The sequence below is a fragment of the Rhodovulum kholense genome (genome assembly GCF_003053725.1).
Lineage (GTDB): Bacteria > Pseudomonadota > Alphaproteobacteria > Rhodobacterales > Rhodobacteraceae > Rhodovulum > Rhodovulum kholense.
The window spans coordinates 1-22,241 of the sequence record NZ_QAYC01000019.1 but is presented as its reverse complement, the minus strand read 5'-3'; the positions used below and the strand labels follow the sequence as shown (position 1 = coordinate 22,241).

General features: G+C 67.2%; 19 protein-coding genes. 9 read left to right on the top strand and 10 right to left on the bottom strand.

Features of this window, described 5'->3' with window-relative positions; all coding sequences use genetic code 11:
• Positions 1-18: 18 nt before the first annotated feature.
• Positions 19-1,110: a glycosyltransferase family 4 protein gene (locus C8N38_RS22045; RefSeq protein ID WP_108028546.1), complete on the bottom strand. Its 1,092-nt coding sequence runs from the start codon at positions 1,108-1,110 to the stop codon at positions 19-21.
• Positions 1,111-1,324: 214 nt separating this feature from the next.
• Here C8N38_RS22045 and C8N38_RS18090 point away from each other — a divergent pair, with 214 nt between their 5' ends.
• Genes C8N38_RS18090 through C8N38_RS18080 form a run of 3 tightly spaced genes read left to right on the top strand, consistent with a single transcriptional unit; the run spans position 1,325 to position 7,099 of the window.
• Positions 1,325-1,585 carry a spike base protein, RCAP_Rcc01079 family gene (locus C8N38_RS18090; RefSeq protein ID WP_108028545.1) on the top strand — a complete coding sequence of 87 codons (261 nt, stop codon included), beginning with the start codon at positions 1,325-1,327 and terminating at the stop codon, positions 1,583-1,585.
• Position 1,586: 1 nt separating this feature from the next.
• A complete protein-coding gene (locus C8N38_RS18085; RefSeq protein WP_108028544.1) occupies positions 1,587-4,142 on the top strand; it encodes a hypothetical protein in 2,556 nt (851 codons plus the stop codon).
• Positions 4,142-7,099 carry a hypothetical protein gene (locus tag C8N38_RS18080; protein WP_108028543.1) on the top strand — a complete coding sequence of 986 codons (2,958 nt, stop codon included), beginning with the start codon at positions 4,142-4,144 and terminating at the stop codon, positions 7,097-7,099. Before C8N38_RS18085 ends, C8N38_RS18080 begins: the two co-directional genes overlap by 1 nt.
• A gap of 32 nt (positions 7,100-7,131) precedes the next feature.
• On the opposite strand, the gene C8N38_RS18075 is transcribed toward C8N38_RS18080, so the two are convergent.
• A complete protein-coding gene (locus C8N38_RS18075; RefSeq protein ID WP_158272382.1) occupies positions 7,132-7,761 on the bottom strand; it encodes a sulfotransferase family 2 domain-containing protein in 630 nt (209 codons plus the stop codon).
• A 393-nt stretch (positions 7,762-8,154) separates the two neighbouring features.
• Between C8N38_RS18075 and C8N38_RS18070 the strand changes: the two genes are divergently transcribed.
• The gene (locus C8N38_RS18070; RefSeq protein WP_146176307.1) at positions 8,155-8,703 is read left to right on the top strand and encodes a hypothetical protein; all 549 of its coding nucleotides are present in this window, start codon (positions 8,155-8,157) and stop codon (positions 8,701-8,703) included.
• On the top strand, positions 8,700-9,944 hold the full coding sequence (locus C8N38_RS18065) for a glycosyltransferase (protein ID WP_108028540.1): 1,245 nt from the start codon (positions 8,700-8,702) through the stop codon (positions 9,942-9,944). The genes C8N38_RS18070 and C8N38_RS18065 overlap by 4 nt, the downstream gene beginning before the upstream one ends.
• A 6-nt stretch (positions 9,945-9,950) precedes the next feature.
• Here C8N38_RS18065 and C8N38_RS18060 read toward each other — a convergent pair whose 3' ends face one another.
• The 3 genes from C8N38_RS18060 to C8N38_RS18050 form a co-directional block, all read right to left on the bottom strand.
• Positions 9,951-10,427 (bottom strand): hypothetical protein, encoded by a 477-nt coding sequence (locus C8N38_RS18060; protein WP_108028539.1) that lies wholly within the window; start codon positions 10,425-10,427, stop codon positions 9,951-9,953.
• 81 nt (positions 10,428-10,508) lie between these two features.
• Positions 10,509-10,700, bottom strand: coding sequence for a hypothetical protein (locus C8N38_RS18055; RefSeq protein WP_108028538.1), 192 nt, complete (start codon positions 10,698-10,700; stop codon positions 10,509-10,511).
• Positions 10,701-10,974: 274 nt separating this feature from the next.
• Positions 10,975-12,000 carry an acyltransferase family protein gene (locus C8N38_RS18050; RefSeq protein WP_108028537.1) on the bottom strand — a complete coding sequence of 342 codons (1,026 nt, stop codon included), beginning with the start codon at positions 11,998-12,000 and terminating at the stop codon, positions 10,975-10,977.
• A 281-nt stretch (positions 12,001-12,281) separates the two neighbouring features.
• Here C8N38_RS18050 and epsE point away from each other — a divergent pair, with 281 nt between their 5' ends.
• The gene (gene epsE / locus C8N38_RS18045; RefSeq protein ID WP_158272381.1) at positions 12,282-13,478 is read left to right on the top strand and encodes an exopolysaccharide biosynthesis GT4 family glycosyltransferase EpsE; all 1,197 of its coding nucleotides are present in this window, start codon (positions 12,282-12,284) and stop codon (positions 13,476-13,478) included.
• On the opposite strand, the gene rfbA is transcribed toward epsE, so the two are convergent.
• The 4 genes from rfbA to rfbC are packed head-to-tail and all read right to left on the bottom strand — an operon-like array spanning position 13,475 to position 16,795.
• On the bottom strand, positions 13,475-14,356 hold the full coding sequence (gene rfbA, locus C8N38_RS18040; protein ID WP_108028535.1) for a glucose-1-phosphate thymidylyltransferase RfbA: 882 nt from the start codon (positions 14,354-14,356) through the stop codon (positions 13,475-13,477). The genes epsE and rfbA overlap by 4 nt on opposite strands.
• On the bottom strand, positions 14,353-15,210 hold the full coding sequence (gene rfbD / locus C8N38_RS18035; RefSeq protein ID WP_108028534.1) for a dTDP-4-dehydrorhamnose reductase: 858 nt from the start codon (positions 15,208-15,210) through the stop codon (positions 14,353-14,355). The genes rfbA and rfbD overlap by 4 nt, the downstream gene beginning before the upstream one ends.
• The gene (gene rfbB / locus C8N38_RS18030) at positions 15,207-16,241 is read right to left on the bottom strand and encodes a dTDP-glucose 4,6-dehydratase (protein WP_108028533.1); all 1,035 of its coding nucleotides are present in this window, start codon (positions 16,239-16,241) and stop codon (positions 15,207-15,209) included. Before rfbB ends, rfbD begins: the two co-directional genes overlap by 4 nt.
• Positions 16,238-16,795, bottom strand: a complete 558-nt coding sequence (gene rfbC, locus C8N38_RS18025) for a dTDP-4-dehydrorhamnose 3,5-epimerase (protein ID WP_108028532.1) — start codon at positions 16,793-16,795, stop codon at positions 16,238-16,240. The genes rfbB and rfbC overlap by 4 nt, the downstream gene beginning before the upstream one ends.
• A gap of 217 nt (positions 16,796-17,012) precedes the next feature.
• Here rfbC and C8N38_RS18020 point away from each other — a divergent pair, with 217 nt between their 5' ends.
• The 3 genes from C8N38_RS18020 (at position 17,013) to C8N38_RS18010 (ending at position 20,933) form a co-directional block, all read left to right on the top strand.
• Positions 17,013-18,449 (top strand): UbiA family prenyltransferase, encoded by a 1,437-nt coding sequence (locus C8N38_RS18020; protein ID WP_108028531.1) that lies wholly within the window; start codon positions 17,013-17,015, stop codon positions 18,447-18,449.
• A gap of 2 nt (positions 18,450-18,451) precedes the next feature.
• Positions 18,452-19,966 carry a glycosyltransferase family 39 protein gene (locus tag C8N38_RS18015; protein WP_108028530.1) on the top strand — a complete coding sequence of 505 codons (1,515 nt, stop codon included), beginning with the start codon at positions 18,452-18,454 and terminating at the stop codon, positions 19,964-19,966.
• Between the two features lie 295 nt (positions 19,967-20,261).
• Entirely contained in the window at positions 20,262-20,933 is a 672-nt protein-coding gene (locus C8N38_RS18010; protein ID WP_108028529.1) for a VPLPA-CTERM sorting domain-containing protein, read from the top strand.
• A gap of 105 nt (positions 20,934-21,038) precedes the next feature.
• Here the strand turns inward: C8N38_RS18010 and C8N38_RS18005 are convergent, their stop codons facing one another.
• Positions 21,039-21,983, bottom strand: a complete 945-nt coding sequence (locus C8N38_RS18005; RefSeq protein ID WP_108028528.1) for an acyltransferase family protein — start codon at positions 21,981-21,983, stop codon at positions 21,039-21,041.
• Between the last annotated feature and the right edge of the window lie 258 nt (positions 21,984-22,241).

The following is a 22,241-nucleotide window of genomic DNA, read 5'->3' as shown; positions in this document are numbered from 1 at the left end:
GGATCTGCCGTCCCGCCGCTAAAGCCGCTCTGCTTCCGTGAAATACCCGAGCAGCCGGTCGGTCGCAGCCTCCCAGGAATAGGCGGCCGCGGTGGCATGGGCAGCATCCGACATGGCGCGCCATTCGGCGGGATCCATCCGCGAAATCGTCTCTATTTCAGCTGAAAACGCCTCCGGATCGGAGGGCAGAAGCCGGCCGTTCCGGCCGTCGATCAGATCGGGCGCGGCGCCGGCCCGGGTCGCCAGAACCGGGGTCCGGCAGGCCATCGCCTCGAGCAGGGGCAGGCCGAAGCCTTCATGGGCGCTGGTGAAAAGCCAGAGATCGCAGGCGGCATAGATGCCGGGGATCTCGCGTTCGGGGGGCGCGCGGCGATAAACGATCCCGGGCGGAATTTCGGACGGGTCCGCCTTGGAGCCGAAGGCAAGCACCTGCAGATCGGGCAGCCGCGCCCGGGCTGCCTCGACCGTGGCAAAGGCAAGTTCGACCCGCTTGCGCGGTGCGGAACTGTGGAGAAAACCCACCGTGAAGGGCCGGCCCCGGTCCCGCGGCGGCGCCGTGAACAGCGTGTGATCGACTGCATTCGGCAGCAGGCCGATTTCGGCTTCGGGCTGTTCCTCGCACACCCGGTCGCGGATATAGCCCGAAACGGCCAGCTTGTGCAGCGGCAGCGCGTAGGTCGCCCGGACCCGGTCGACCGGCAGGTGGTCGAACAGTTCGACATCCTGAAGCAGGTAGAACTTTCGGCCCTTCAATGCAGGAAACTCGGCGACCCATTCGGCAGTTTCCCACCATGTCGCGACGACCACATCGGCGTCGGGCACGTCCGCGGCGGTGACAGGTCGGCGGCGGTCGAGGACCCGGTGGCTGTCGCCGAGCGCCTCGAACAGCGGCGAGGAGGGATGCGGTTGCAGCGGCTTGCCGCGCAGCGCCGCGCGCAGCCGGTTCAGCAGGGTCCGGCGCGGCCAGGGGCGCGAGACCACCGTGACTTCATGGCCGCGCTCCTTGAGAAGGCGGGCATAGGTCGCCACCACACGATTTCCGCCGGCCAGAGATGCGACCGCTATTACGAATGTGATCTTCACGAAACGGCACGCACCGGCTGCGGTCATCCTGCGGTCATCGTTAGCAAAGCGGGGGCGCAAAAGGAAGCGGGCGCGACTTCGTGCCGTCTTGGAACCACCCCCTCCGAACGGCCCGCACCGAGGCCTTTAACCGTATCGGAACATCCTCCCCCTCTCGCGCAACACGCCTCCGGCCCCTGCCCGGCCGATGCCCATGGGACATCCTGTCCGGCGGACCGGGGATGCCGAAAAGGAGACCGACATGGCCGACCTCTTCAAGACCCATACCCAGGGCCTCGACAGCCCGCCCTCGCGCCTGACCGAGGTGACGCCCGACGATTCCGCCGAGCTGCCCTTCGCGAGCCGGGCGCTGAACGTCGCCACCTCGGGCACCGTGCGGGTGACCACGGTCGATGGCGATACCGGAACGGTGTTCGTGTCCTCGGGCATCGCGCTGCCGCTGCGGGTGCGCCGGGTCTGGGCGACCGGCACCAGCGCCACCGGAATCGTGGCGCTTTACTGAGATGATGGGGCTCAGCATCAGCATCGGCTCGGGCCAGGACAGCAGCCAGCGATCGGTCAACCGGTCGCTGACGCTGACGGGCCTAATCGACGGTGCGGCCCGGCCGGGAAGCGCAAGCGGGATCACCGCCGCTTTCTCGGACGGGTTTCCGATTCAAAGCCTGTCCTGGGGGGCGACGGCGGGCGGTGCGGAGTTCGGCACCGCCGCCTCGCCACAGGAGTTCGGCAGCGCCGATACCGGCCTCTTCGAGGCGCCCGGCCGGCTTTACGTGACCGCCCGGGCGGCGGGCCGCACCTACAGCCTGTCGGTGCCGATCCGGGCCGCGGCGCCGGTCTTCGTCACTCCCCCCGCCTTCGACGGTCCGCTTTACCAGGTCGGCGCAACGGTGGGCTTTGCTCTGGGCACGGTCGATGTGGCCCCGGCGACCCTGACCGTGGCCGGTTTCGCGCTGGACGGCGAGGATCGTCGGGCAGAAATCGACGGTCTGTCCTGGAACAGCCCGGGCGAGACCGCCTGGGGCCGGGAGGGCGAACTGCGCCTGCAGGTCCGGGCCGAAAGCTCGGGCGGGGTGGTGCTGTCGGCGCCGGTCACGGCCCGGCTCGGCAATGTGCCCCAGGCCTTTGCCGCCGCCGACTGGAGCGTCGACGCGACCGGTGTGCGGATCGCCGCCCTGCCCGATGACGGCAATGTCCCGATCACCAATATCCGCTACCGCATCGACGGCGGTCCCGACCAGAGCCGGGGCGGCGTGACCGATTTCGCGCTGTCGAGCTATGGCGATATCCAGATCCGGGCGGTCAATGCGCTGGGGATCGGCGCCTGGTCGGACATCAAGACCCGCACTGCGCCGGCGCCGGTGCTGTCGATCGACAGCGCGCCGGTGCTGGGCACCGCCGCCGCGGTCGAAGGCAATACCCTGACAGCGACGCCGGGATCGGTTTCGGGCGGACCCTCGGTCCGGACCTGGCAATGGTATCGCGGCAGTGTGGCGATTTCCGGGGCGACCGGGTCCAGCTACGAGCTGAAGGCGGCCGATATCGGCCAGCGGATCAAGGTGCGCCAGATCGAAACCCCGAGCGGCGGCAGCCCGGTCACCCGCGACAGCGCGGCCAGCCCGGTTGTGGTGGCGCTGAACTTCCAGGCTCAGGATAATGGCGACGGCACCTTCGGTGTCAGCTATGCCGACGGGGCCCGGTCGACGGTCGAGTTCGTGCTGTCCCAGCCCATGGTCTATGCGGGCAGTTTCAACCTCGATCTGGCCGCGCTCGAAACCGGTCCGGTCTGCCTTGTGCAGCCGGCGCTGTCGGGCACGCCCGCGGTCGGCGCGGTGCTGAGCGCAACGCCGTTCCTGTGGATCTATCAGCAGGCGCTGGGTGCCTTGTCGGTCAGCCCGGGATGGCGGCGGAACGGGACCGTCCTTGCCGGCGAAAGCGGGTCCACTCATACGGTGGCTGCGGCCGATGCCGGGACCGACCTGCAATACATCGAGACTGGCACCCAGTCCGGGGCGGCGGCACCTGTCACGGCCGTCTCGCCCGCTGTCAGGATCGGCGAGGCGGCAGCCGTTCTGAGCGCTGTGTCGGGGACGCGCAGCGCGGCGGGGCAGATCACCGTCACCCTGTCGACCGACCGGGGCGAGGGCACGATCTTCCATGTGGTCACCGGCGGGGCTGCACCTTCGGCCGCGCAGATCGCGGCCGGGACCGGCGCGGACGGTACCGTGCTTGCGGCCCCCTATCGCGGCTCGAAGCCGGTCTTGGCGGCGGGGGCGCAGACGCTGACGATCTCGGGACTGGCCGAGCCGATTTCGGCAACGGTCTATCTGGTACAGCAGACCGGTTCGGGCGGGCTGTCGGCACCGGTAAGCACGGCGCGGATTTCGAGCCCCGTGAGTTCCGGCTACAGTCCGCAAAGCTCGGCCAGTGCGGTGGCCTGGTGGGATGCCTCGGACGAGGCGACCATCACCCATGCCGGGGGCGCGGTCAGCCAGATCGCCGACAAGATCGGCACCGCGCATCTGACCGGGACCGGGACAACCGGCGTTGCGGCCCGCGATGTGAACGGGCTCAACACCGTCGTCATGGACGGGGCCGTCGATCATTTCATCCGGAACGGTGCGCTGTTCCCGGCCTCGGGAAACTGGGTCCTGACGATGGTGGCCGGCATCGGCGCCGTCGACCACTTCAACGATTCCCTGATCAACTGCACGGGCGGATCGACCGGGTTCTTCCTCAGCGCCTATAACGCCACGCAATTCAACGGGCGTCTGAGCCTTGGCGGGACGTCGGCGGACCTGGCGTCGGGGCCCTACGCGGGCCTCCACGTCTTCCAGATCGTGGCGGATCTGGGCAATACAGGCACGGCCCAGTGTTTTGTGGACGGTATGCAGGTGGCCAGCCTACCCTATGTGGCGGCGGTCGACGCGACGACGACATACCTCTTCCGGTTCGGCGGACAACGGCTCGCCGGGGCGTTCTGCGAGGCCTTCCTCGATGCCGACATCTCTACCCAAGCCCCGGCGCAGGCCCATGTTTCTGCGAAATGGAGTATTTCCTGATGGCAAAGTTCGACATTAAGGGACCGACCTCTGGGTCGACCGTCGGGTTCGCGCTGCGCCGATCCGGCACCTCGACCTCGCTGGTCGAGGTGTCCCGGACCGACTGGGCGGTGCCGGGCGGGCATGAAGGCGGAAGTGGCGGCTTGCCGTCGGTGCTTGCGCTCGAAGCCGAGGCAGGGGTGGTCTCGCGGATTCCGCTTTCGACCCTGGGGCAGATTTCCGGTGTCGAGATCGCCAGCCAACCCGGTCTTGGCCATGTCTCGCTGTCGGGGACCGATATCCTGATCAATCTCGTCGACCAAGAGACAGCGATCGGGGAAGTAGTGGCGGCCCGGACCGGAACGCCCTTCGGCTTCGACCTGCTTGTCAGCGAGAGCGGCAAGGCGCCGGTGACCATGGCGGTGACGGTCACGCCGATCCGGCACAAGACGCTGTGCGGCTGGTCCTGCGGGCGCGGGATCAAGCTGGCGGTCGACAGCAACGACGAGACCGTTCTGGAGCCCGGCGAGACCCATGCCGACATCTATGTCAGCCTCTCGGCCAGCGCTTATGACAAGGCGGCCGTGGTTGCCGAGGTCGGCTCCTGGCTCATGGCAAACCGCGTGGACGATTACATCGCCGCGCAGCTGACACCGGGCGGCGGTGACGTCCTCGGTCATGCCGTGAGCCACAATCCGACGACCTATTTCGGGTCGCAGGCCAAGCCTCTCATGCCGGATGACGCCAAGGACATCGTCGCCCAGCTTGCCAGCGCCCACGGCTTCGAGACCGTGCATATCCACTACGAGCGCGGTTACGACTATAGCAGCAACAAGGGCAGCGCGATGGTCGGAGGCCGCGGATTGCTGCATCCGCATGCCGTCCTTGCCTGGGGAACAGGACCCCGTCCGATCTTGGGGCTCGCGAAATTCAACGGCTCGATCAAGATGCACGGGCTCGTCATGCGCGGTCTCGAATTCCCGATGGGGGCCGGCGTTGAAAGTGCTGCCGGGTCCAATGTCATCATCGAGGACTGCGCCATCCTCGGCAGCGTCTACTTCTATGGAAATGATGGGACATACCCAGCCCGTTTCACGGTCCGGAACAGCATCCTTCCCCAGGCTTTCGATACGTCCGGGTTGGACCCGGCAAATCCGTCCTTCTGGAAAGGCAACTACCGTCCGTCCTGCATCAAGCCTGGCGGGGGCTCGAACGGGATCATGATCCAGGGGAATTTCGTCGCCTGGGGCGGTGCCGGCCCGGAATACCTCAACACCTTCGGACCCGACGGCGTCCCGAGCAAGGATGACGCCTATGGCTACGAACAGATCGGGTCGGACTCCAGATGGGGCCTGAACGGCTTTGCAACCCCCGGTCCCAACTTGCTGACGCACCCGATCTATTTCGACAGTTTTACCCGTCATATCCTGATGCGCGACAACTTCGTCTTCGGGTCGGGCGGGTCGCTGGTCCAGTTGCGAGGCGGCGCGGTGATGCGCAACTGCGCCTTCGCCTGGGGCAATCAGGTGTTTTCGTTCGGACAGGGTCTTTTCGACAACTACGCGGATCCGGTCTACCCGGATTACGCGGATGGCCACCGGTCGCTCGGGCAGGATGTGGTGGTGACCCATGCGGGCTATCTCGATGGACCCAATGCGGGGAATGCGCTCAGCGAGGGTGTCAAGGTCGGCGCGCCGTTAGTGGCTTTCGACCGGTTCCTCGTGCTGCACGATCTCAACCCGAACGATCCGGTCGGCGAGGGCCGACTGGTCAGCGATTGGAACGGAGATATCCATACTCGCAAGGACGGGCTGATCTATCGCGAGGAAGAATTTGGCCCGGGTGGGATCTTCGAGAACTTCAGAGGGCGGGAGCGGCAGACGCTAGCCCATTGGGGATCGCAAACCTACAATCCCGACGGCATCGACCTGAGCAATGTCAACGATGCCACGATCTTCCGCTGGTACGATGCGCAGCGGGGCAACGCCCCCGACACCACGACCGACATCATGGACATCTACTGGTGGCTCCGCGAGCATCAGGGCCCCGAGATCAAGGCACTGGTGCGCAGTTTCATCGCCTTCATGCAGGCCCCTGTGGGAATCGCGCCGACCTGGCGGACGAAAGCCGCGGCCTGTTCCTTCGTGCCGGATCTGGCCGAGGACGGCTGCCGCTGGGACAATCCCAACAACTGGGGCGGCGACCTGATCCCGGGCAGCTTCGCGGGCGATACCGTGAAGCTCAACGGGCACAAGGTGTTCTTCCAGGACCACACCCTGACCGTGGCCGATCTCGATCTCGGCGTGGGCGGGCATCTGCAGGCGGTGAACGGACGGTTGAACGTCTCGGCTGCGCCGGTCTGCAGCGGAGGCGGGGCGCTTACTACCGACGAAAGCGGCCAGATCTGGATCAAGGGCTATCAGGGCGCGGCGCCGCTGGCGGTGACGGTCAAGGGGGGTCGGTTCGCCAATACCGGCACCTTCTCGGGATCGGCAGATATCCATGTGGACGGCTCGACCGATCCGCACGGCAAGGCCGAGTTCCTCTGTGCTTATGGCGCCGCCGCGATGACGGTCAGGTCCGGCCGGAAAATGGAGATCGTCGGCGGCGGCCCGCGCGTCGGGTTCGACGGGACCGGCGGGGCGCAGGCCCGGCTGAGCTTCGAAAGCGGGGCAGTGCTGAGCTTCGTGGCCGAGAACGGCCAGTTGGCTACGATCCGCGAATTCCGGTCTGGTGTGAACGGCACCACGGTGCCCGATGTCGTCTCGACGGTGGCTCTGGGGGGCGCGGCGCTCGCGCTTGATCTGACCGGGGTGACGCCGGGTAGCTACACGCTGGTCTCGGCCGACAACGTGACCGGACGCTTCGGCGGCGTGAGCGGCAAGATCGGTCCGGGTCTCGATGCCACGGTCGTGGTCTCGGCCAAGGGCGTAAACCTGACCGTCACCGCCGGCAGCGGCCGGATCATGCTGGGCTGAGTCCCGGACAGGCGTTCGCGCCGGAGCGGGCTTCAGAAGGCATAACCGAACAAGGTGACATCGCGGGCATAGATATCGCCCGCGATGTCGCGCATCCGTACCGAATAGGCGTCGCGATAGGGCGGGTGTTTCGACGGACGCGTGCGGCCCGCCGGGCGGGATGCGCGGTCGAGCCGGTGGCGCAGGGCTTCCATGTCCTCGTCGAAGCGTTCGAACCGGCCGAGGAAATCCATCGCGTGATCGCGGGCGCCGGGCATGCAAAGCCAGTAGGCCTGGGTCCGGAAATGGTCGTAGGCCATCACCCGGCGCCGGAAGCCCGGATCTTCGAGCGCCAGAACGAAATTCTCGAAGCCGGGATGCAGGGCCAGCACCTCGTTGGCAAAGCGGCGGTCACGGCCGGTCGCCTTGCTGCCATCGGTCAGATAGGCATGGGCCGACAGGAGCCGGTCCCAGGGGTTGCGCACGAAGGAGAACTTGAAGAAGGCGTCGGTGCGCTCCGGATCATGGGCCGCGAATTCGATGATCCGGCGATGACCTCCCCCCGGCTTGCCGTAGAATTCGGTCTTCACGCTGGTCCCGGCCACCTTGGGCACATGCACGAAGATCAGCCGGGCCTCGAGGATCGCCGGAATGAAGGGCGATGCCGACGGCATCGCCGGCATGACGTGCCGCATGATCGATGGCGGCACGCGCTCTATGACGGAATCCCGCAGCCTCGTCCGGACGTTACTTATGTACATCGCGCTTCCCAGCATTCCCGCCGTCAGTATGGCACAATCGGCGCGTTTTGGGGTGGGAATCTGCGGCCCACGAAAGGTTTACGGCACCGGGACAATGTGGATGAGTTACAGGCTGAAGTCATGCATAACGGGGCAATGTCTCTGGTGCGGGTTCCCGACATGTCTTTGCCGTCTTTCCACACATTCGCCAATTTCCTTGGACGCCGGATCTTGCCGTTCTCCAACGGGAGGGTCGTCTCGCCTCCGGGCGAGATCGGGCATCATGGACGGCGGTGCATCGTGGTGGCGACCCCGATGCGGTCCGGCACGCATGTCATGATCGACCTTCTGCTGAACAACCTGCCCGCCTACCGGAACCGTCCGCTTTATATCGATCTCGATCAGCACCTGCGGCGCGGCCAGATGCCGGTCGACCCGCAGGCAGGCTATGTCGTCAAGACGCATTACCCCTTCACCATGCCTGGCGGGCCGTTTGCCGAAGACCGGCTGAGGACGCTTTTCGAGGGTGCCCTCGTCATCACCATCGAGCGCGACCAGACCGAGATCGTGCGATCCCTGGCCCGCTGGCACGGGGCGACACCGGACCAGATCCTGTCCCGCTTCGGCGATGGCCTGGACCGGTTCAGGGCGTTCTGGCCCGGCCGGGATCGTGTGGCCATCGATCACCGCACGCTGTTCGACCGCGAGGCCATGCAGGCGCTCTTGCGGCAGATCGCGGAGCGGACGGGAACGGACCCCGCCCCCCGCTTCGTGCCCCCGCCGCCCAGAGACGCGACGCAGAGGATCTATCTCATGAAGGCGACGACCCGGCTCCTTGGGGCCCGGGCGCCGCGCATCAACACGACGATCTTCACGCTGAAATGACCGACACTGTCCGCATCGCCTATCTGACGGGCGAATATCCCGCCGTTTCCCATACGTTCATCCTGCGCGAGATCGAGGCGCTGCGCGGCCACGGGCTTGAGGTGATCACCGCCTCGATCCGCCGCACCGGCCCCGAACATCATCGCGGACCGGCCGAGAAGGCGGCCGCCGCCAGTACCTTCTACGTGCTCGACGCCGCCCGGCGGCCGGGATCGCTGGCCCGCGCCCTGCTGACGGCGCTGCGGCGGCCCGGGGTGTTTTCCAGAGTGCTGCGGCTGGCCTGGCAGGCCCGGCGGCCGGGGCCGCGGGGCGCGCTGTACCAGCTTTTCTACCTGGCCGAGGCGCTGATCCTCGAGGGCCATCTGCGGCGCGCGGGCGCGACCCATCTGCACAACCATTTCGCCCAGGCCAGCGCCACCGTCGCCATGCTGGCCGCCGAACTGGCCGGGCTGCCCTTCAGCTTTACCCTGCACGGCCCGGCCGATTTCCTCGACCCCGTGGGCTGGCGGCTCGATGAAAAGATCCGCCGCGCCCGCTTTGTCGCCTGCATCAGCCATTTCTGCCGCAGCCAGGGGATGATCCATGCCCGGCCCGCCGACTGGCCGAAACTGGTCATCGTGCATTGCGGGGTCGAGCCCGAACGCTATCGCCGCGATCCGGCGCCCGCGACCGGCCCCGCCACGGCACGCGAATTGCTGTTCGTGGGGCGGCTTGCCGCGGTGAAGGGCGTACCGCTTCTGCTCGAGGCGATGGCACGGCTCGGCGCGGCGCATCCCGAAGCGCGGCTGACCCTCATCGGCGACGGGCCGGAACGCGCCCGGATCGAGGCCGAGGCGGCGCGGCTCGGGCTGGGGGATCGCGTTGTCTTCGCCGGATACCGGTCGCAGGATGAGGTGGCCGGGGCGCTGGCCCGGGCCGATCTTTTCGTGCTGCCGAGCTTTGCCGAGGGGGTGCCGGTGGTGCTGATGGAGGCGATGGCCGCGGGCCTTCCGGTGATCGCGACCCGGATCGCCGGGATCCCCGAACTGGTCGAGGACGGGGTCTCGGGCCGTGTCGTCGACCCGGGCAGCGCGGCCGCCCTGACCGCGGCGATCGGGGCGGTCCTGGCCGATCCGGACGGCGCGGCGCGCATGGGCGCGGCCGGCCGGGACCGGGTGCGCGCCGGGTTCGACATCCGGGCTGAAGCGCTTCGGCTGGCAGCGCTTTTCCGGGATGGGCCTGCGGCCGAAGACGGCCGCTGAGACTCCCTACCCCTGCGCCGCCCCGACCGCGCCCCGGGACGGATGGTGGGCGAGCGGCGGCGGCGGCGCATAGATGAAATCCATCCGCGCAGCACCGAGCACCTCCCTCAGCGCGACCGATCCGGCAACCGCGACAAGCGAGATGGCGGGGGTCAGCACGATCCCGGTGGCGACGCCGGGTCCGCCAAGCGCGACGATCATCACCCCAGCACCCGCAATGAAGAACTGATGGCCGAGGAAGATCTCGAGCGACCGGGCCCCGATAGCTGAAAAGATCCGGCTGGGCGCGCCCATCCGTGCGATCTCGGCGGCCAGGGCCACGCCGACAAAGCGCGCCGCTTTGCCGAGGATTTCACCAGTCGCGGGCATCAGCGCGGCGGCCAGAACCAGCCCGGCAAAGACCGCCCCGGCCAGAACCAGCCGCAACCGGCGCGGGTGGGCGAGCAGCGCGATGACCCGCGGCGCGAAATAACGCCCCGCCATGTAGAACGGCGCGTTGTTCAGGATCGCCTGGATGTCCTTGGGGTAAATCAGCGTTCTCTCGTGGCGCAGCAGGCCGCCATGTCAAAGCACGGCCAATCCCGGAAAGACGGCGATCACGGCGAAACCGTTCAGCCGGATCAGCAGCGGGGCAAGCGCGGTGACGATCGCCAGGACCCAGACCATCGGCAGCAACCGCTTGTGCCAGAAGGTTCGCGGCGCGCGATGCACGGCGAAAGAGGCGGTGATCCCGGCGCAGAAGAAGAACAGCGGCATCCGGATCAGTGCGATGACGCCGTTGGCCTCCTAATAGGGCAGGAAGCGGATATCGAGAAACCCGAGATACAACAGGGTATGGTGACAGACGACAAGCATGATCGCGATACCCTTGGCGGCATCGAGCCATTGAACGCGTGTGGTGGCCATGACGGCACTTCATTCCTCCTTGAAAAAAGGTCTTTTAAAATTCGTGTTGGGGATCGTGCCAGATTTCCGGCTCGAAATCATATGAAAATGACTTTGTGAATATCGGACCGCGGCCCGGATCCGGTCAGGCCTGCGGTTCGATCCCGGTCCGGGCCGCCGTCGGCTTCGGCCGGCGGCGGCGCCGAATTCCCAGGACCGGCTGGCGCAGCGGCGGGATGCGGTCGATCGCGAGATGCAGCAGCACCGGCACCAGCAGCCCGGTGGTCAGGCCGCAGGCGAACAGCACCCAGACATCGGTGACGTCAAGCGCCTGCAGCGCCCGGCGCGTCGCCGAGGTGGCCAGCACGTGATAAAGATAGATCGTGAAGGAAAACGGCCTGAGCGCGTCGAGCCAGGCGACCCGGGGCATCATCAGCAGCATCGCCAGCGCGATGCCGAGCCCGAAGCCGAGGCTTTGCAGATCGCCGCGATAGCCTGAAAGCCGCCCGGTTTCGAGATAGAGATCGATGTTCCACCAGCCCGCCGCAAGAACCGCGGCCAGGGCCAGCGCCGCCAGCCAGACCCGGTATTGCAGCAACTGATCGGCGTGGCGGTGACAGAGCGTTCCGAACAGGAAATAGGGCAGCAGATAGAAGGCTCCGCCGATCGACAGGAAACTGGTGCGCAGACTGATCCCCTCAAGCGTCATCGCCACGGCGCCGAGAAACAGCAGCGCGGTATGGCGGTGGCGCAGCAGGGCATCGACCAGACCGAAGACCACGAAGATCACCATGATCGACTGCAGGAACCAGTAATGGGCGTAATGGTAGAACATCACCCGGATCGGGCCCTGGGTGGTCAGGCTGTAGACATTGTCGACTGCCATCCCCGCCAGCGAGAACAGCAGCGCCGCGATCCAGCCCGGGATGATCAGCCGCCGGACCTTGCCGGTGAGAAACCCGCCGTAATCGGCCAGCGTCGGCGGCCGGAAGGCATAGACGAAGCCCGCCACGAAAGCGAAAAGCGGCATCCTCGCATCGACCAGGAATTCTGCGAAAAGCCGCAGCGGATGAGGATATTCGACATTGAGCCCGGCTTCGGGTCCGGCTCCGATCACGTGATAGGCCACCAGAAGCAGCACAGCCACGACACGCAGGGATTCGATCGGCATTCCGGCGGCAGTCGTCCTTGACGTCGAATTCGCAGTCACTGTCGCAGTCACGGGGCATCTTCCGATTTCCGCCGGATCGGGGCCGCGGTTCGCCAAGAGGCATGTTATTCGGCAAAGGCCGTCCTCTTGTCCAGCGCAAAGCCGGAGCGGGTCAAAAGCCCGGCCGGACCCGCGGTCTTTGCCCGAAAACGCAGCGGCCAAACAGGCCCTGCCCAAGCCACCGGCTCGCCTTTCAGGGCGGGGGCGGCTAAGACGGATCCGGTGCAATGCAGGTGCGCAGGATGACCCCGACGGCAATCGCCTATCTGGTGCCCGAATTTCCGGGCCAGACCCATGCCTTCTTCTGGCGCGAGATCCAGGCCCTCGAAGAGGCCGGGCTGCGGGTGCAAACGGTCTCGACCCGGCGCCCGGTACCCGGTGCCTGCCCGCATGATTTCGCGGCCGCCGCGGCCGCGCGCACCGTCTATCTGTTTCCGCCCCCGCTCGGGGCGGTGGTGCGGCTGGCAAGACGGCCGGTCCGGACGCTGCGCGCGCTGGCCTATGTGCTCGGCCTGTCGGAAACGCCCTGGCACCGGCGGTTGCCGCTTCTGGGGCTGCTCGGATCGGCCTCGGCGCTTGGTCGGATCTGTCGGCGCGAGCGGCTAGACCATGTCCATATCCATTCCTGCGCCACCGCCGCGCATCTGGGCGCCCTGGCCGCCATTCTCGACGATCTGTCCTACAGCCTGACCCTGCATGGCGACCTGCCGGTCTATGGCACCGATCACGCCGCCAAGATGGCCCGCGCCCGTTTCGTCGCGGCAGTGACCCGGCCGCTGGCCGCGCAGATCGCGGCGGTCAGCCCCGGCACTCCGGCCCCGGTGATCTGGATGGGGGTCGATGCCGACCGCTTCCGCCCGGCCGCAAAGCCCGCCCCGCGCCCGGAAGGCGCCCCCCTCGAGGTGGTGACGGTGGCCCGGCTCAACCATACCAAGGGCCATGTCCATCTGCTGAATGCGATGGCCCGGCTCAAGACCGAGGGCGTGGCGATCCGCTATCGCATGGCCGGGGACGGGCCCGAGCGCGCGGCGCTCGAGGCCCATGTCGCGCGCCTCGGGCTGCAGGACGAGGCCCGGTTCCTTGGCCCGCTTTCCGAAGCCGAGGTGATCGGGCTTCTGCATTCGGCCGATGTGCTGGCGCTGACCTCGTTCGGGGCGGGCGAGGCCGCGCCGGTCACGGTGATGGAGGCGATGGCGGCCGGCCTGCCCACCGTGGTCTCGGCGATCGGCGGCACGCCCGACATGATCGAGGACGGGGTCGACGGGTTTCTGGTGCCACAACGCGACGAAACCGCAATTGCCGCGGCCCTTGGCCGCCTCGCCGCCGACCCGGACCTGCGCGCCCGGATCGGGGCGGCGGCCCGGAAGACGGCCCTGGCCCGGTTCGACTATCGCGCCCAGGCAAGGGCGTTGCTGGAGGCGTTGAGGGCGGCGCGCTAGCCCTCTTCGGCCAGCCGGGCGAGGAAGGCGCCGTAGCGGGTCTTGCCGAAGAAGGCGGCATGGGCCAGCAGCGCCGCGCGGTCGATCCAGCCCTGACGATAGGCAATCTCTTCGGGCGCGCTGATCTGCAGCCCCTGCCGGTCCTGCAGGGTGCGTACGAAATTGCCCGCATCGAGCAGGCTCGCATGGGTGCCGGTGTCGAGCCAGGCATAGCCCCGGCCCATCTTCTCGACCGTGAGGTTGCCTTCGGCGAGATAGGTTTCCAGAAGCGAGGTGATTTCCAGCTCGCCCCGGGCCGAGGGCGCGATCCGGCGGGCACGCTGGGGCGCACTGCCGTCAAGGAAGTAAAGCCCCGTCACCGCATAGTCCGAGGCCGGATGCTCGGGCTTTTCCACGATCTCGACGGCCTTCGTGCCGCTGGCGTCGAAGCTGACCACGCCATAGCGTTCGGGGTCGGCCACCTGATAGCCGAAAACCGTGCCGCCCTCGGGGCGGGCATCGGCCCGGGCCAGGATCTCGGGCAGGCCATGACCGAAGAAGATGTTGTCGCCCAGCACCATCGCAGAGGGCGCGCCATCAAGAAAATCCTCGGCCAGCAGGTAGGCCTGGGCCAGCCCGTCGGGCGAGGGCTGGGTGATCCAGGTGAGCGTCAATCCCCATTTCGCCCCATCGCCCATCAGCCGCTGGAACTGGGCCTGATCCTCGGGGGTGGTGATCACCGCGATCTCGCGGATGCCCGCCAGCATCAGGACGCTGAGCGGATAATAGATCATCGGCTTGTCATAAAGCGGCAGCAGCTGCTTCGAGACGCCCATGGTGATCGGGTAAAGCCGGGTGCCCGAGCCCCCCGCCAGAATGATGCCCTTGCGGTTGCTCATGCCTTCGCTGCCTTCAGCTCGGAAAGGACCCGGGCCAGGCTCTGGCGCCAGTCGGGTCGGGGAATGCCGAAGACGACCTCGGTGCCGGTGCAGTCGAGCCGGGAATTGGCAGGCCGTCTGGCCGGTGTCGGATAGGCGCTGGAGGGGATGTCCTCGACCTCTGTCGACAGTCCCGCCTGCCGGAAGATCTCGCGGGCGAAATCGGCCCAGGAGACATCCGGGGCGCCCGCGAAATGAAAGGTGCCGCGATGTTCGGGCGTCTCCTGCAGATGCGCCGCGATCCTCAGGCAGGCCTCGGCGATATCGCCCGCCGCGGTCGGCCCGCCCACCTGATCGGCCACGATCTTCAGCTGCGCGCGCTCGGCCCCCAGACGCAGCATGGTCTTGACGAAATTCGATCCATGCGCCGAGAACACCCAGGAGGTGCGCAGGATGACGAACGCCCGCCCCGCCTCGCGCACGGCCTCCTCGCCCAGCAGCTTGCTGCGGCCATAGGCCCCCAGGGGGCCGGTCGCGGCATCGATTTCGCGGGGCGCATCGCCCGAGCCGTCGAAGACATAGTCGGAGGACAGATGGACGAAGGGGATGCCCGCCTTGGCACAGGCCCAGGCCATCGCCGCGGGGGCGGCCGCGTTGATCGTGGTGGCCAGGTCCGCTTCCTCTTCCGCGCGGTCGACGGCGGTATAGGCGGCGGCGTTGATCACCGCCTCGGCGCCGCTGGCGGCGATCGCCGCGGCACAGGCCCGGGGATCGGTCAGATCCGCCTCGGCGCGCGAGAGAAACCGTGCCCCGGGCGCCCGGACGCGCAATTCGCGGGCCACCTGCCCGGTCGATCCGAAAACCAGAAGGCTCATGCGCCCAACCTCCGTCCGACCCCGTCGCGGTCCAGCAGCGGCCGCCACCAGGTCTCGTTGTCGAGATACCAGCGCACGGTGCGGCGCAGCCCCTCCTCCAGCGTGACCGAGGGCCGCCAGCCCAGTTCCTCGCGGATCCGGGACGGGTCGATCGCATAGCGCAGATCGTGGCCGGGCCGGTCGGTGACAAAGGAAATCAGGCTGGAATAGGGTCTGTTTGCGGGCTTCATCTCGTCGAGAAGGGCGCAGATCATGCGCACCAGGTCGATGTTGCGGGCCTCGTTCTCGCCGCCGATATTATAGGACCGCCCGACCTGTCCCTTCTGCACCACCAGCAGCAGCGCCGCCGCGTGATCCTCGACATACAGCCAGTCGCGCACGTTCTCGCCGGCGCCATAGACCGGGATCGGCTTGCCCGCCAGCGCGTTCAGGATCACCACCGGGATCAGCTTTTCGGGGAAGTGGTAGGGGCCGTAATTGTTCGAGCAATTGGTCAGCAGAACCGGCAGCCCGTAGGTCTCGTGCCAGGCCCGGACCAGATGGTCGGACGAGGCTTTCGAGGCCGAATAGGGGCTGCGCGGGTCATAGGGCGTGGTTTCGGTGAACTTGCCCTCGGGCCCCAGCGACCCGAAGACCTCGTCGGTCGAGATGTGATGAAAGCGGAAGCTCTCGGGACGGCCCCTGCCCTCCCAGTAGCCGCGCGCCGCCTGCAGCAGCGCATAGGTGCCCAGAACGTTGGTCTCGATGAAGGCTCCGGGGCCGTCGATCGAGCGGTCGACATGGGATTCCGCCGCCAGATGCATCACCGCATCGGGGGCATGTTCGGCGAAAACAGTCTCTAACACGGCCTGATCGCGGATGTCGGCCTTGACGAAGGCATAGCCGGGATGGCCTGCGACCGGGGCCAGGTTCTCGAGGCAGGCGGCATAGGTCAGCGCATCGAGATTGACGACCTCGTGCCCTTCGGCCAGCGCCTGGCGCACGACGGCCGAGCCGATGAATCCGGCCCCGCCGGTGACGAGAAGCTTCATGATCGGGTCCAGGTAAAGGGGCTGTCGAACGCCGCCAGCGGCGGAGCGGCACTGTCCTTGGCGCTGAGCACCGGCGCATCCGACAGCGGCCAGTCGATGCCGCAACTGTCCCAGCGCACCGCCCCGTCCGATTGGGGCGCGTAATAGTCCGAGCATTTGTAGACGATCTCGGTCTCGTCGGTCAGGGTGACAAAGCCGTGCAGGAACCCTTCGGGGATCAGCAGCTGCCGGCCGTTCTCGAAGCTGAGCTCGACCCCGACCCAGCGGCCGTAGCTGGGCGAGCCCTTGCGGATGTCGACCGCCACATCGAAGAGCGCGCCGCGCCCGCAGCGCACCAGCTTGGCCTGGGCATCGGGCGGGGCCTGGAAATGCAGCCCGCGCAGGGTGTTCCGCGTCAGCGAGAAGGAATGATTGTCCTGGACGAAATCGGTCTCGATCCCGTGCTCGGCCAGACGCGTCCGGTTCCAGGTTTCGCAAAAGAAGCCGCGCGCATCTCCGTGGCGGGCGGGCGTCAGGATCAGGACACCGGGCAGGGCCGTCTGCTCGATCTGCATGGGCGAATTCCGTCCTCGAACGTCTGCCCCGGTATCGGCCAGCCCTGCCCGGATTGCAACCGGTTTGACCGGGCCTGCCGGAACGTCCGTCAGGGTCCTGTCAGAGGCCGAACCGCTGGCCAAAACGCGCCGGTACTGCTAGGAAAGAGACGTTTTTCCGCAGTGCGGCATGCACGGTCTTTGGCGTCTTTGAGGTATTTGAGGGGGGAAGGGGTACATGCAGCAGACCTTACGGGAGCAGACCGTTCTGGTGGTCGATCTGGATGGAACTCTGATCCGCTCCGACATGCTGTATGAAAGCCTCTGGGCCGCCTGCCGGGCGGACTGGACGGCCGGGCTGGCCGTTGCGGCCGCCCTGCCCCGCGGCCGGGCTGCGGTCAAGCGCCTGCTGGCCGGGCGCGCCATGCCCGATCCGGCCTCGCTGCCCTATGACGAGGCCGTGCTCGACCGGGTACGGGCCTGGCGCGCGGCGGGCGGGCGCACCGTGCTGGTCACCGCCACCGATCAGGGGCCGGCCGAGAGGATCGCCGCCCATCTGGGGCTGTTCGACGAGGTGCATGGCTCGGACGGCACGACAAATCTCAAGGGTCCCGAAAAGGCCGCCTTCCTGACCCGGCGCTTCGGGGCGGGCCGCTACGCCTATATCGGCGACAGCCCGGCCGATCTGGCGGTCTGGCGCGAGGCCGCCCGCGCGATCACCGTCAACGCGCCCGAGGCGCTGCGGTGGCAGGTCGAGGCGCTCGGGGTCGAGACCGAGCATCTGGGCGGCGCGACGCGGCCGCTTCGCCCCTATCTGCGGGCGCTGCGTCCGCATCAATGGCTGAAGAACATCTTGGTCTTCCTGCCGATGGTGGCCGGCCATCAGTTGCACGCGGGCGTGCTGCTGCAAAGCCTGATGGCCTTCGTCGCCTTCAGCCTGGTGGCCTCGAGCGTCTATGTCGTCAACGACCTGCTCGACCTTGCCGCCGACCGCGCCCATCCGCGCAAACGCAACCGTCCGCTGGCCAGCGGTGCGCTGCCGATCTCCCATGGCACGGCGATGGCGCCGCTGCTGCTGGGGCTGGGCTTTCTGATCGCGGCGGCGCTGGGGCCGGCCTTCCTGGGGGTCATGGCGGTCTATTACCTGCTGACCACGGTCTATTCCTTCGATCTCAAGCGCCGCCTGATCGTCGATATCTGCGCGCTGGCCTGCCTTTATACCCTGCGCATCGTCGCCGGAGCCGCCGCGACCGGGATCGTGCTGTCGGTCTGGCTGCTGGCCTTCGCGATCTTCTTCTTCTTCGCGCTGGCAGCGGTGAAGCGGCAGGCGGAACTGGTCGACATCGCCGCCCGCGGCGCGCTTGGCGCCTCGGGGCGGGACTATCAGGTCGGCGATCTCGCGGTGGTGTCGCAGATGGCCGTGGCCTCGGGCTATGTCTCGGTACTGGTCATGGCGCTTTATGTGAACTCGCCCGCGGTCAGCAAGCTCTACTCCTTTCCCGCTGCGCTCTGGGGGATCTGCCTCATATTGCTGTACTGGATCAGCCGGATGATCATGACCACCCATCGCGGGAACATGCATGACGATCCGGTGGTCTATGCCGCGAAGGACCGGGTCAGCCAGATCTGCGGGCTGCTGATCTTCGCGCTCGCGCTGGTCGCGACCGTGGTCTGAGCATGGCGCCAGGGTTCGCCGCCTCCCCCGCCAAGGATCGGGCCGCCGAGGTCCTGACGGTCGTCCTGTTCACCCTTGCCGCGGCGGCGGCCCAGCTGGCCCTGATCGGCAATAACAGCTTCACCGGCGACGAGCAGGTGACGCTGCTGTTCCTGCGCGCCGACTGGTCCGAGCTTTGGGGCCGGCTCTGGGGGGCCGATACCCACCGGCCCTATTACTACATGCTGCTGAAAGCCTGGTCCGAGGTCTTCGGCGAAAGCCGTTTCGCGCTGCGCTCGCTGGGCGGGCTGCTGCATGCGGCGAGCCTGCCCTTCGTCTGGGTCCTCGCGCGGCGGCTTGGCGGGCGGCGGGCGGCGGTCTGGGCGCTGGCCTTTTCGGTGCTGTCGCCGCTGGCGATCTTTTATGGCCGCGACATCCGCAATTACCCGCTGGTCACCTTCTCGATCTTCGGCTCGCTCGCCGCGCTTTCGGCCCTGGCTGCGGCCGAGCGCGCCGGGGCGGTCGCGCTTTCGACCCGCCGTCGAGTGCTGCTTTGGGCGGGGGTGACGGTGGGCGCAGCCTCGGCCTTCTATGCCCATTCGATTTCGGTGCTGTATCCGATGCTGGTTGGCCTCTGGGCGCTGGGGTCGGCCATGGCGGGCCTCGTCTCCTGGCGCTTTGTCGGGCAACTGGTGCTGGCCGGGCTGGCGCTGGCGCTGATCTCGGTGCCCGCGGTGCTGCCGATGCTGCACCATGCCGAGACGACGCTGAAGGATTTCTGGATCCCGCCGACCGACCCCGGCCGACTGGTCTCGCAGATGCGCGATGCCTATCCCTACCCTGCCCCGCTTCTGCCGGTCGTGCTGGGGCTGCTTGGGTTCGGTCTCTGGCGGCTTCGGGGCAGCGGAGCGGCGGGGCTTCTGATTCCGGCGATGGTGATCGGCCAGCCGGTCGCGCTGGCGTTGCTGGGGCTGGTCGAGCCGGTCTTCATCACCCGCGCCATGGTCTGGCCCGCGATGCTGTCCAGCGTCCTTCTGGGACTGGGGCTTGCCGGGCTGCCGGGACAGCAGCTCCGGCTCGGGGTCGCGGCGCTGGTGCTGCTGGCCCAGGCTCTTGCCGCGCGCGTCGACTATGTGGCCCATTACCAGCCCTCCGAGCCCGAACGGCTGGCCGCCTTCTTCGACCGCATCGACCCGGCCGAAACCGACCTGATCCTCGGCCGGCAGAATGTCGAACACACGCTGCGCTGGGACTATCCCGCCCTCTTCGACGGGCCCGTCTTCGCCTTCAACAAGGGCGACGAGAAGATCATCTACGACGCGGCCAACCGATCGGTGCGGGTGCTGCGGGCCGAGGCCGATGCGCTGCCGCTGACCCGGCCCTATTTCCTGATCGTGCGCCAGATCCGCCCGCCTGCCCCTCCGGGCGACGAGGTCACCCCGGCGCTCGCCCGGATCGCCGCGCGCGGTCGGCTTGTCGCGCAGGCGGAAGGACGGTGGTGGACGGCCGAGCTTTACGAGCGGACCGATCCCCCATGACCCGGCCCGCCGGACGCCTTACGAGAATCGGCGCGCTCCCGTGCACGGCCCGGTATTTGGCCAATATGACGGACAGGCCTGTTTTGTTCTGTCTTGTGAAACGACTGCCGGATTTTGGCGAAATTATGGACAGGCTGTGGCGCCAAGGCGGCCGAAACGGGGCGCTGAGGCCCGGATTGCGGCAGAAGCGCTTCCTTTCGGAGGGGAAAGTTGTTAGAGTGACTACAACTGGGATGATTTCACCCAGGGATTTAATTTAACTTTACCGATATCTCTTCAGGGGAGTAGGGGGAATATGCGTATCCTGAAAACACTTGCGGCCTCGGCCGCCTTGGCGCTGTCTGCGGGCGCTCTGCACGCGGCAACCCTGTCCTTCGCCGGTGGGACCGGTTACGCTGCCGCCTTCAACGGCGGTGTCGGCAACTACGACAACACCTGCGAAGACGGCAATACCAGCTGCTACAATCCGAGCGGAACGGCTGCCACTCTGACCGAAGATCTGACGGCCTTCGATGCCGCCAATCCCGGTCCGGGCCTTCTGGTCAACACGGCGGCGCGGCTGACCGTGACCTTCCTCGGCAAGGAGGCCTCTGCCCTCAGCTACGCCTTCTCGCTTGGGGCTGGCAAAGAGGTCACCAACAAGGACACGCTCGGCACCGGCTACACGGTGGACGTCGAGGCCGGTGCGCTGGACTTCTCCTTCGCCTCGCTGGCCAGCGGCGGTACTCTGGCGTCGAATGACGGCACCTTCGTGCAAACCGCCGCGCTCGCCTTCAGCAAGATCTACAACGGCAACACGGTCTACGCCTATTTCGATGATAGCGGCGCTGCCGATGACCGCGATTTCGACGACATGGTCGTCAAGATCGAGATCGCGCCGATTCCGCTTCCGGCCGGCGTCCTGCTGCTTGGGACCGCCCTCGGCGGTCTGGGTCTGGCCCGTCGCCGCAAGGCCGCGAAAGCCTGATCGCGATCCTGCGATACAGATCCTGAAGTCTGGCGGCCCTCTGGGCCGCCAGTTTCGTTTTTGCCTCTCTTCTGCGAAGGCGACCCTGCCGAAGAGGATGCAGGATTACAGCACGCGCCGGGCAGGCGGCCAGAGGCGCAGCCCAGCCACGACAGCCGCCGATGCCGCGAAAGCCGCAAGGCCGAACCCGTAGGGCATCTTCCCCAGGGCAGGCGTCAGCTTCCAGAGCAGCAAGAATACTGCGGGGTGAATCAGGTAGATCCCGAATGCCAGATCCCCGGCCCAGGCCAGGCCCGGCCGGATCCGTCCCCGCCACAGGATCGCGATCAGGCAGAAAGGCGCGGAGACCAGCGTCTGCAGGGCCCCGTCGACGAACCCGAACGTCACTCCGGCGCCGGCAACCGCTATCGAGATCAGAAGAATGGCGCTCACCTCCGCTGGCCTCCGGTGGATCGAGGCCAGGAACCCTGCGGTCGCCATGGGAAGGGAAACCAGCCATTGCCCTGTCGGGGCCGGCAGGCTCAGGCGCTGGTTGAGCACAAAACCCGCACCAAGGAGCAGGATCAGACCGATCAGATTGAACCCGATACGGGACGGCCAGATCGGGCGCAGCACGGCAAAGACAAGCCCGCAGACAAATGCGAAGGGCAGGAACCACAGATGGATCGCCGGTCCGATGGCCAGCGAGAACGGCTCGAGCGGCGTGCCGGGGATCCAGGCCGTCCCGCGATAGAGGCCGAGGATATAGTAAACCCCACACCAGGTCAGCCAGGGCAGCAGCAACCGCTGGGCCCGCGTCCGCAGAAGCACAGCCCATGGCTGTGGCCGGCCGGGCGCATAGCCGAGAAAGAACACGAAAACGAACATTCCCGCGTACCAGACATCTCGTCCCGGAACACCGGCATGGAACAGAACGACCCCCAGCGCCGCGAGCAGCTTGAGCCCGTCATAGATGACGAGACGCCCGTGATCGGCCGGCGACGGGGTCGCCTCTTTCCGCGCCCTGCCCGGACTGGCGGAGCCTCGGGTCTCCTGGTGACCAAACCCCATGATCGCTGCTTTCCTCCGGAAACTCCAAGACCTTTGGTTTGCCGTTTCACGACAAGACCGGCCGCAGTTTTATGCTGCGGCCGGTGGGGTTGTCCTTTGGAAAGTGACCGCGCGGGAGGTCCGCGGGGTCTTTGTGCCGTTACCAGTCGAGGATGGAGGTGGCGGCGTCGGAGAGGTGGGCGGCGATGGGGTCGCTGAGCGCGGTGCCGTAATCGGCCTGCAGCGCCTGAACGATCTGCTGGTAATGCGCCGTGCCCG

Coding starts and splice junctions, on each gene's coding strand:
- C8N38_RS18020 (WP_108028531.1), top strand. CDS start 17,013: ATGCAGCAGACCTTACGGGAGCAGACCGTTCTGGTGGTCGATCTGGAT.
- C8N38_RS22045 (WP_108028546.1), bottom strand. CDS start 1,110: ATGACCGCAGCCGGTGCGTGCCGTTTCGTGAAGATCACATTCGTAATA.
- C8N38_RS18080 (WP_108028543.1), top strand. CDS start 4,142: ATGGCAAAGTTCGACATTAAGGGACCGACCTCTGGGTCGACCGTCGGG.
- rfbD (WP_108028534.1), bottom strand. CDS start 15,210: ATGAGCCTTCTGGTTTTCGGATCGACCGGGCAGGTGGCCCGCGAATTG.
- C8N38_RS18005 (WP_108028528.1), bottom strand. CDS start 21,983: ATGGGGTTTGGTCACCAGGAGACCCGAGGCTCCGCCAGTCCGGGCAGG.
- C8N38_RS18075 (WP_158272382.1), bottom strand. CDS start 7,761: ATGCCGGCGATGCCGTCGGCATCGCCCTTCATTCCGGCGATCCTCGAG.
- C8N38_RS18060 (WP_108028539.1), bottom strand. CDS start 10,427: ATGGCGGGGCGTTATTTCGCGCCGCGGGTCATCGCGCTGCTCGCCCAC.
- C8N38_RS18015 (WP_108028530.1), top strand. CDS start 18,452: ATGGCGCCAGGGTTCGCCGCCTCCCCCGCCAAGGATCGGGCCGCCGAG.
- rfbB (WP_108028533.1), bottom strand. CDS start 16,241: ATGAAGCTTCTCGTCACCGGCGGGGCCGGATTCATCGGCTCGGCCGTC.
- rfbA (WP_108028535.1), bottom strand. CDS start 14,356: ATGAGCAACCGCAAGGGCATCATTCTGGCGGGGGGCTCGGGCACCCGG.
- C8N38_RS18055 (WP_108028538.1), bottom strand. CDS start 10,700: ATGCCGCTGTTCTTCTTCTGCGCCGGGATCACCGCCTCTTTCGCCGTG.
- C8N38_RS18050 (WP_108028537.1), bottom strand. CDS start 12,000: ATGCCGATCGAATCCCTGCGTGTCGTGGCTGTGCTGCTTCTGGTGGCC.
- C8N38_RS18090 (WP_108028545.1), top strand. CDS start 1,325: ATGGCCGACCTCTTCAAGACCCATACCCAGGGCCTCGACAGCCCGCCC.
- C8N38_RS18065 (WP_108028540.1), top strand. CDS start 8,700: ATGACCGACACTGTCCGCATCGCCTATCTGACGGGCGAATATCCCGCC.
- C8N38_RS18070 (WP_146176307.1), top strand. CDS start 8,155: ATGATCGACCTTCTGCTGAACAACCTGCCCGCCTACCGGAACCGTCCG.
- epsE (WP_158272381.1), top strand. CDS start 12,282: ATGACCCCGACGGCAATCGCCTATCTGGTGCCCGAATTTCCGGGCCAG.
- C8N38_RS18085 (WP_108028544.1), top strand. CDS start 1,587: ATGATGGGGCTCAGCATCAGCATCGGCTCGGGCCAGGACAGCAGCCAG.
- C8N38_RS18010 (WP_108028529.1), top strand. CDS start 20,262: ATGCGTATCCTGAAAACACTTGCGGCCTCGGCCGCCTTGGCGCTGTCT.
- rfbC (WP_108028532.1), bottom strand. CDS start 16,795: ATGCAGATCGAGCAGACGGCCCTGCCCGGTGTCCTGATCCTGACGCCC.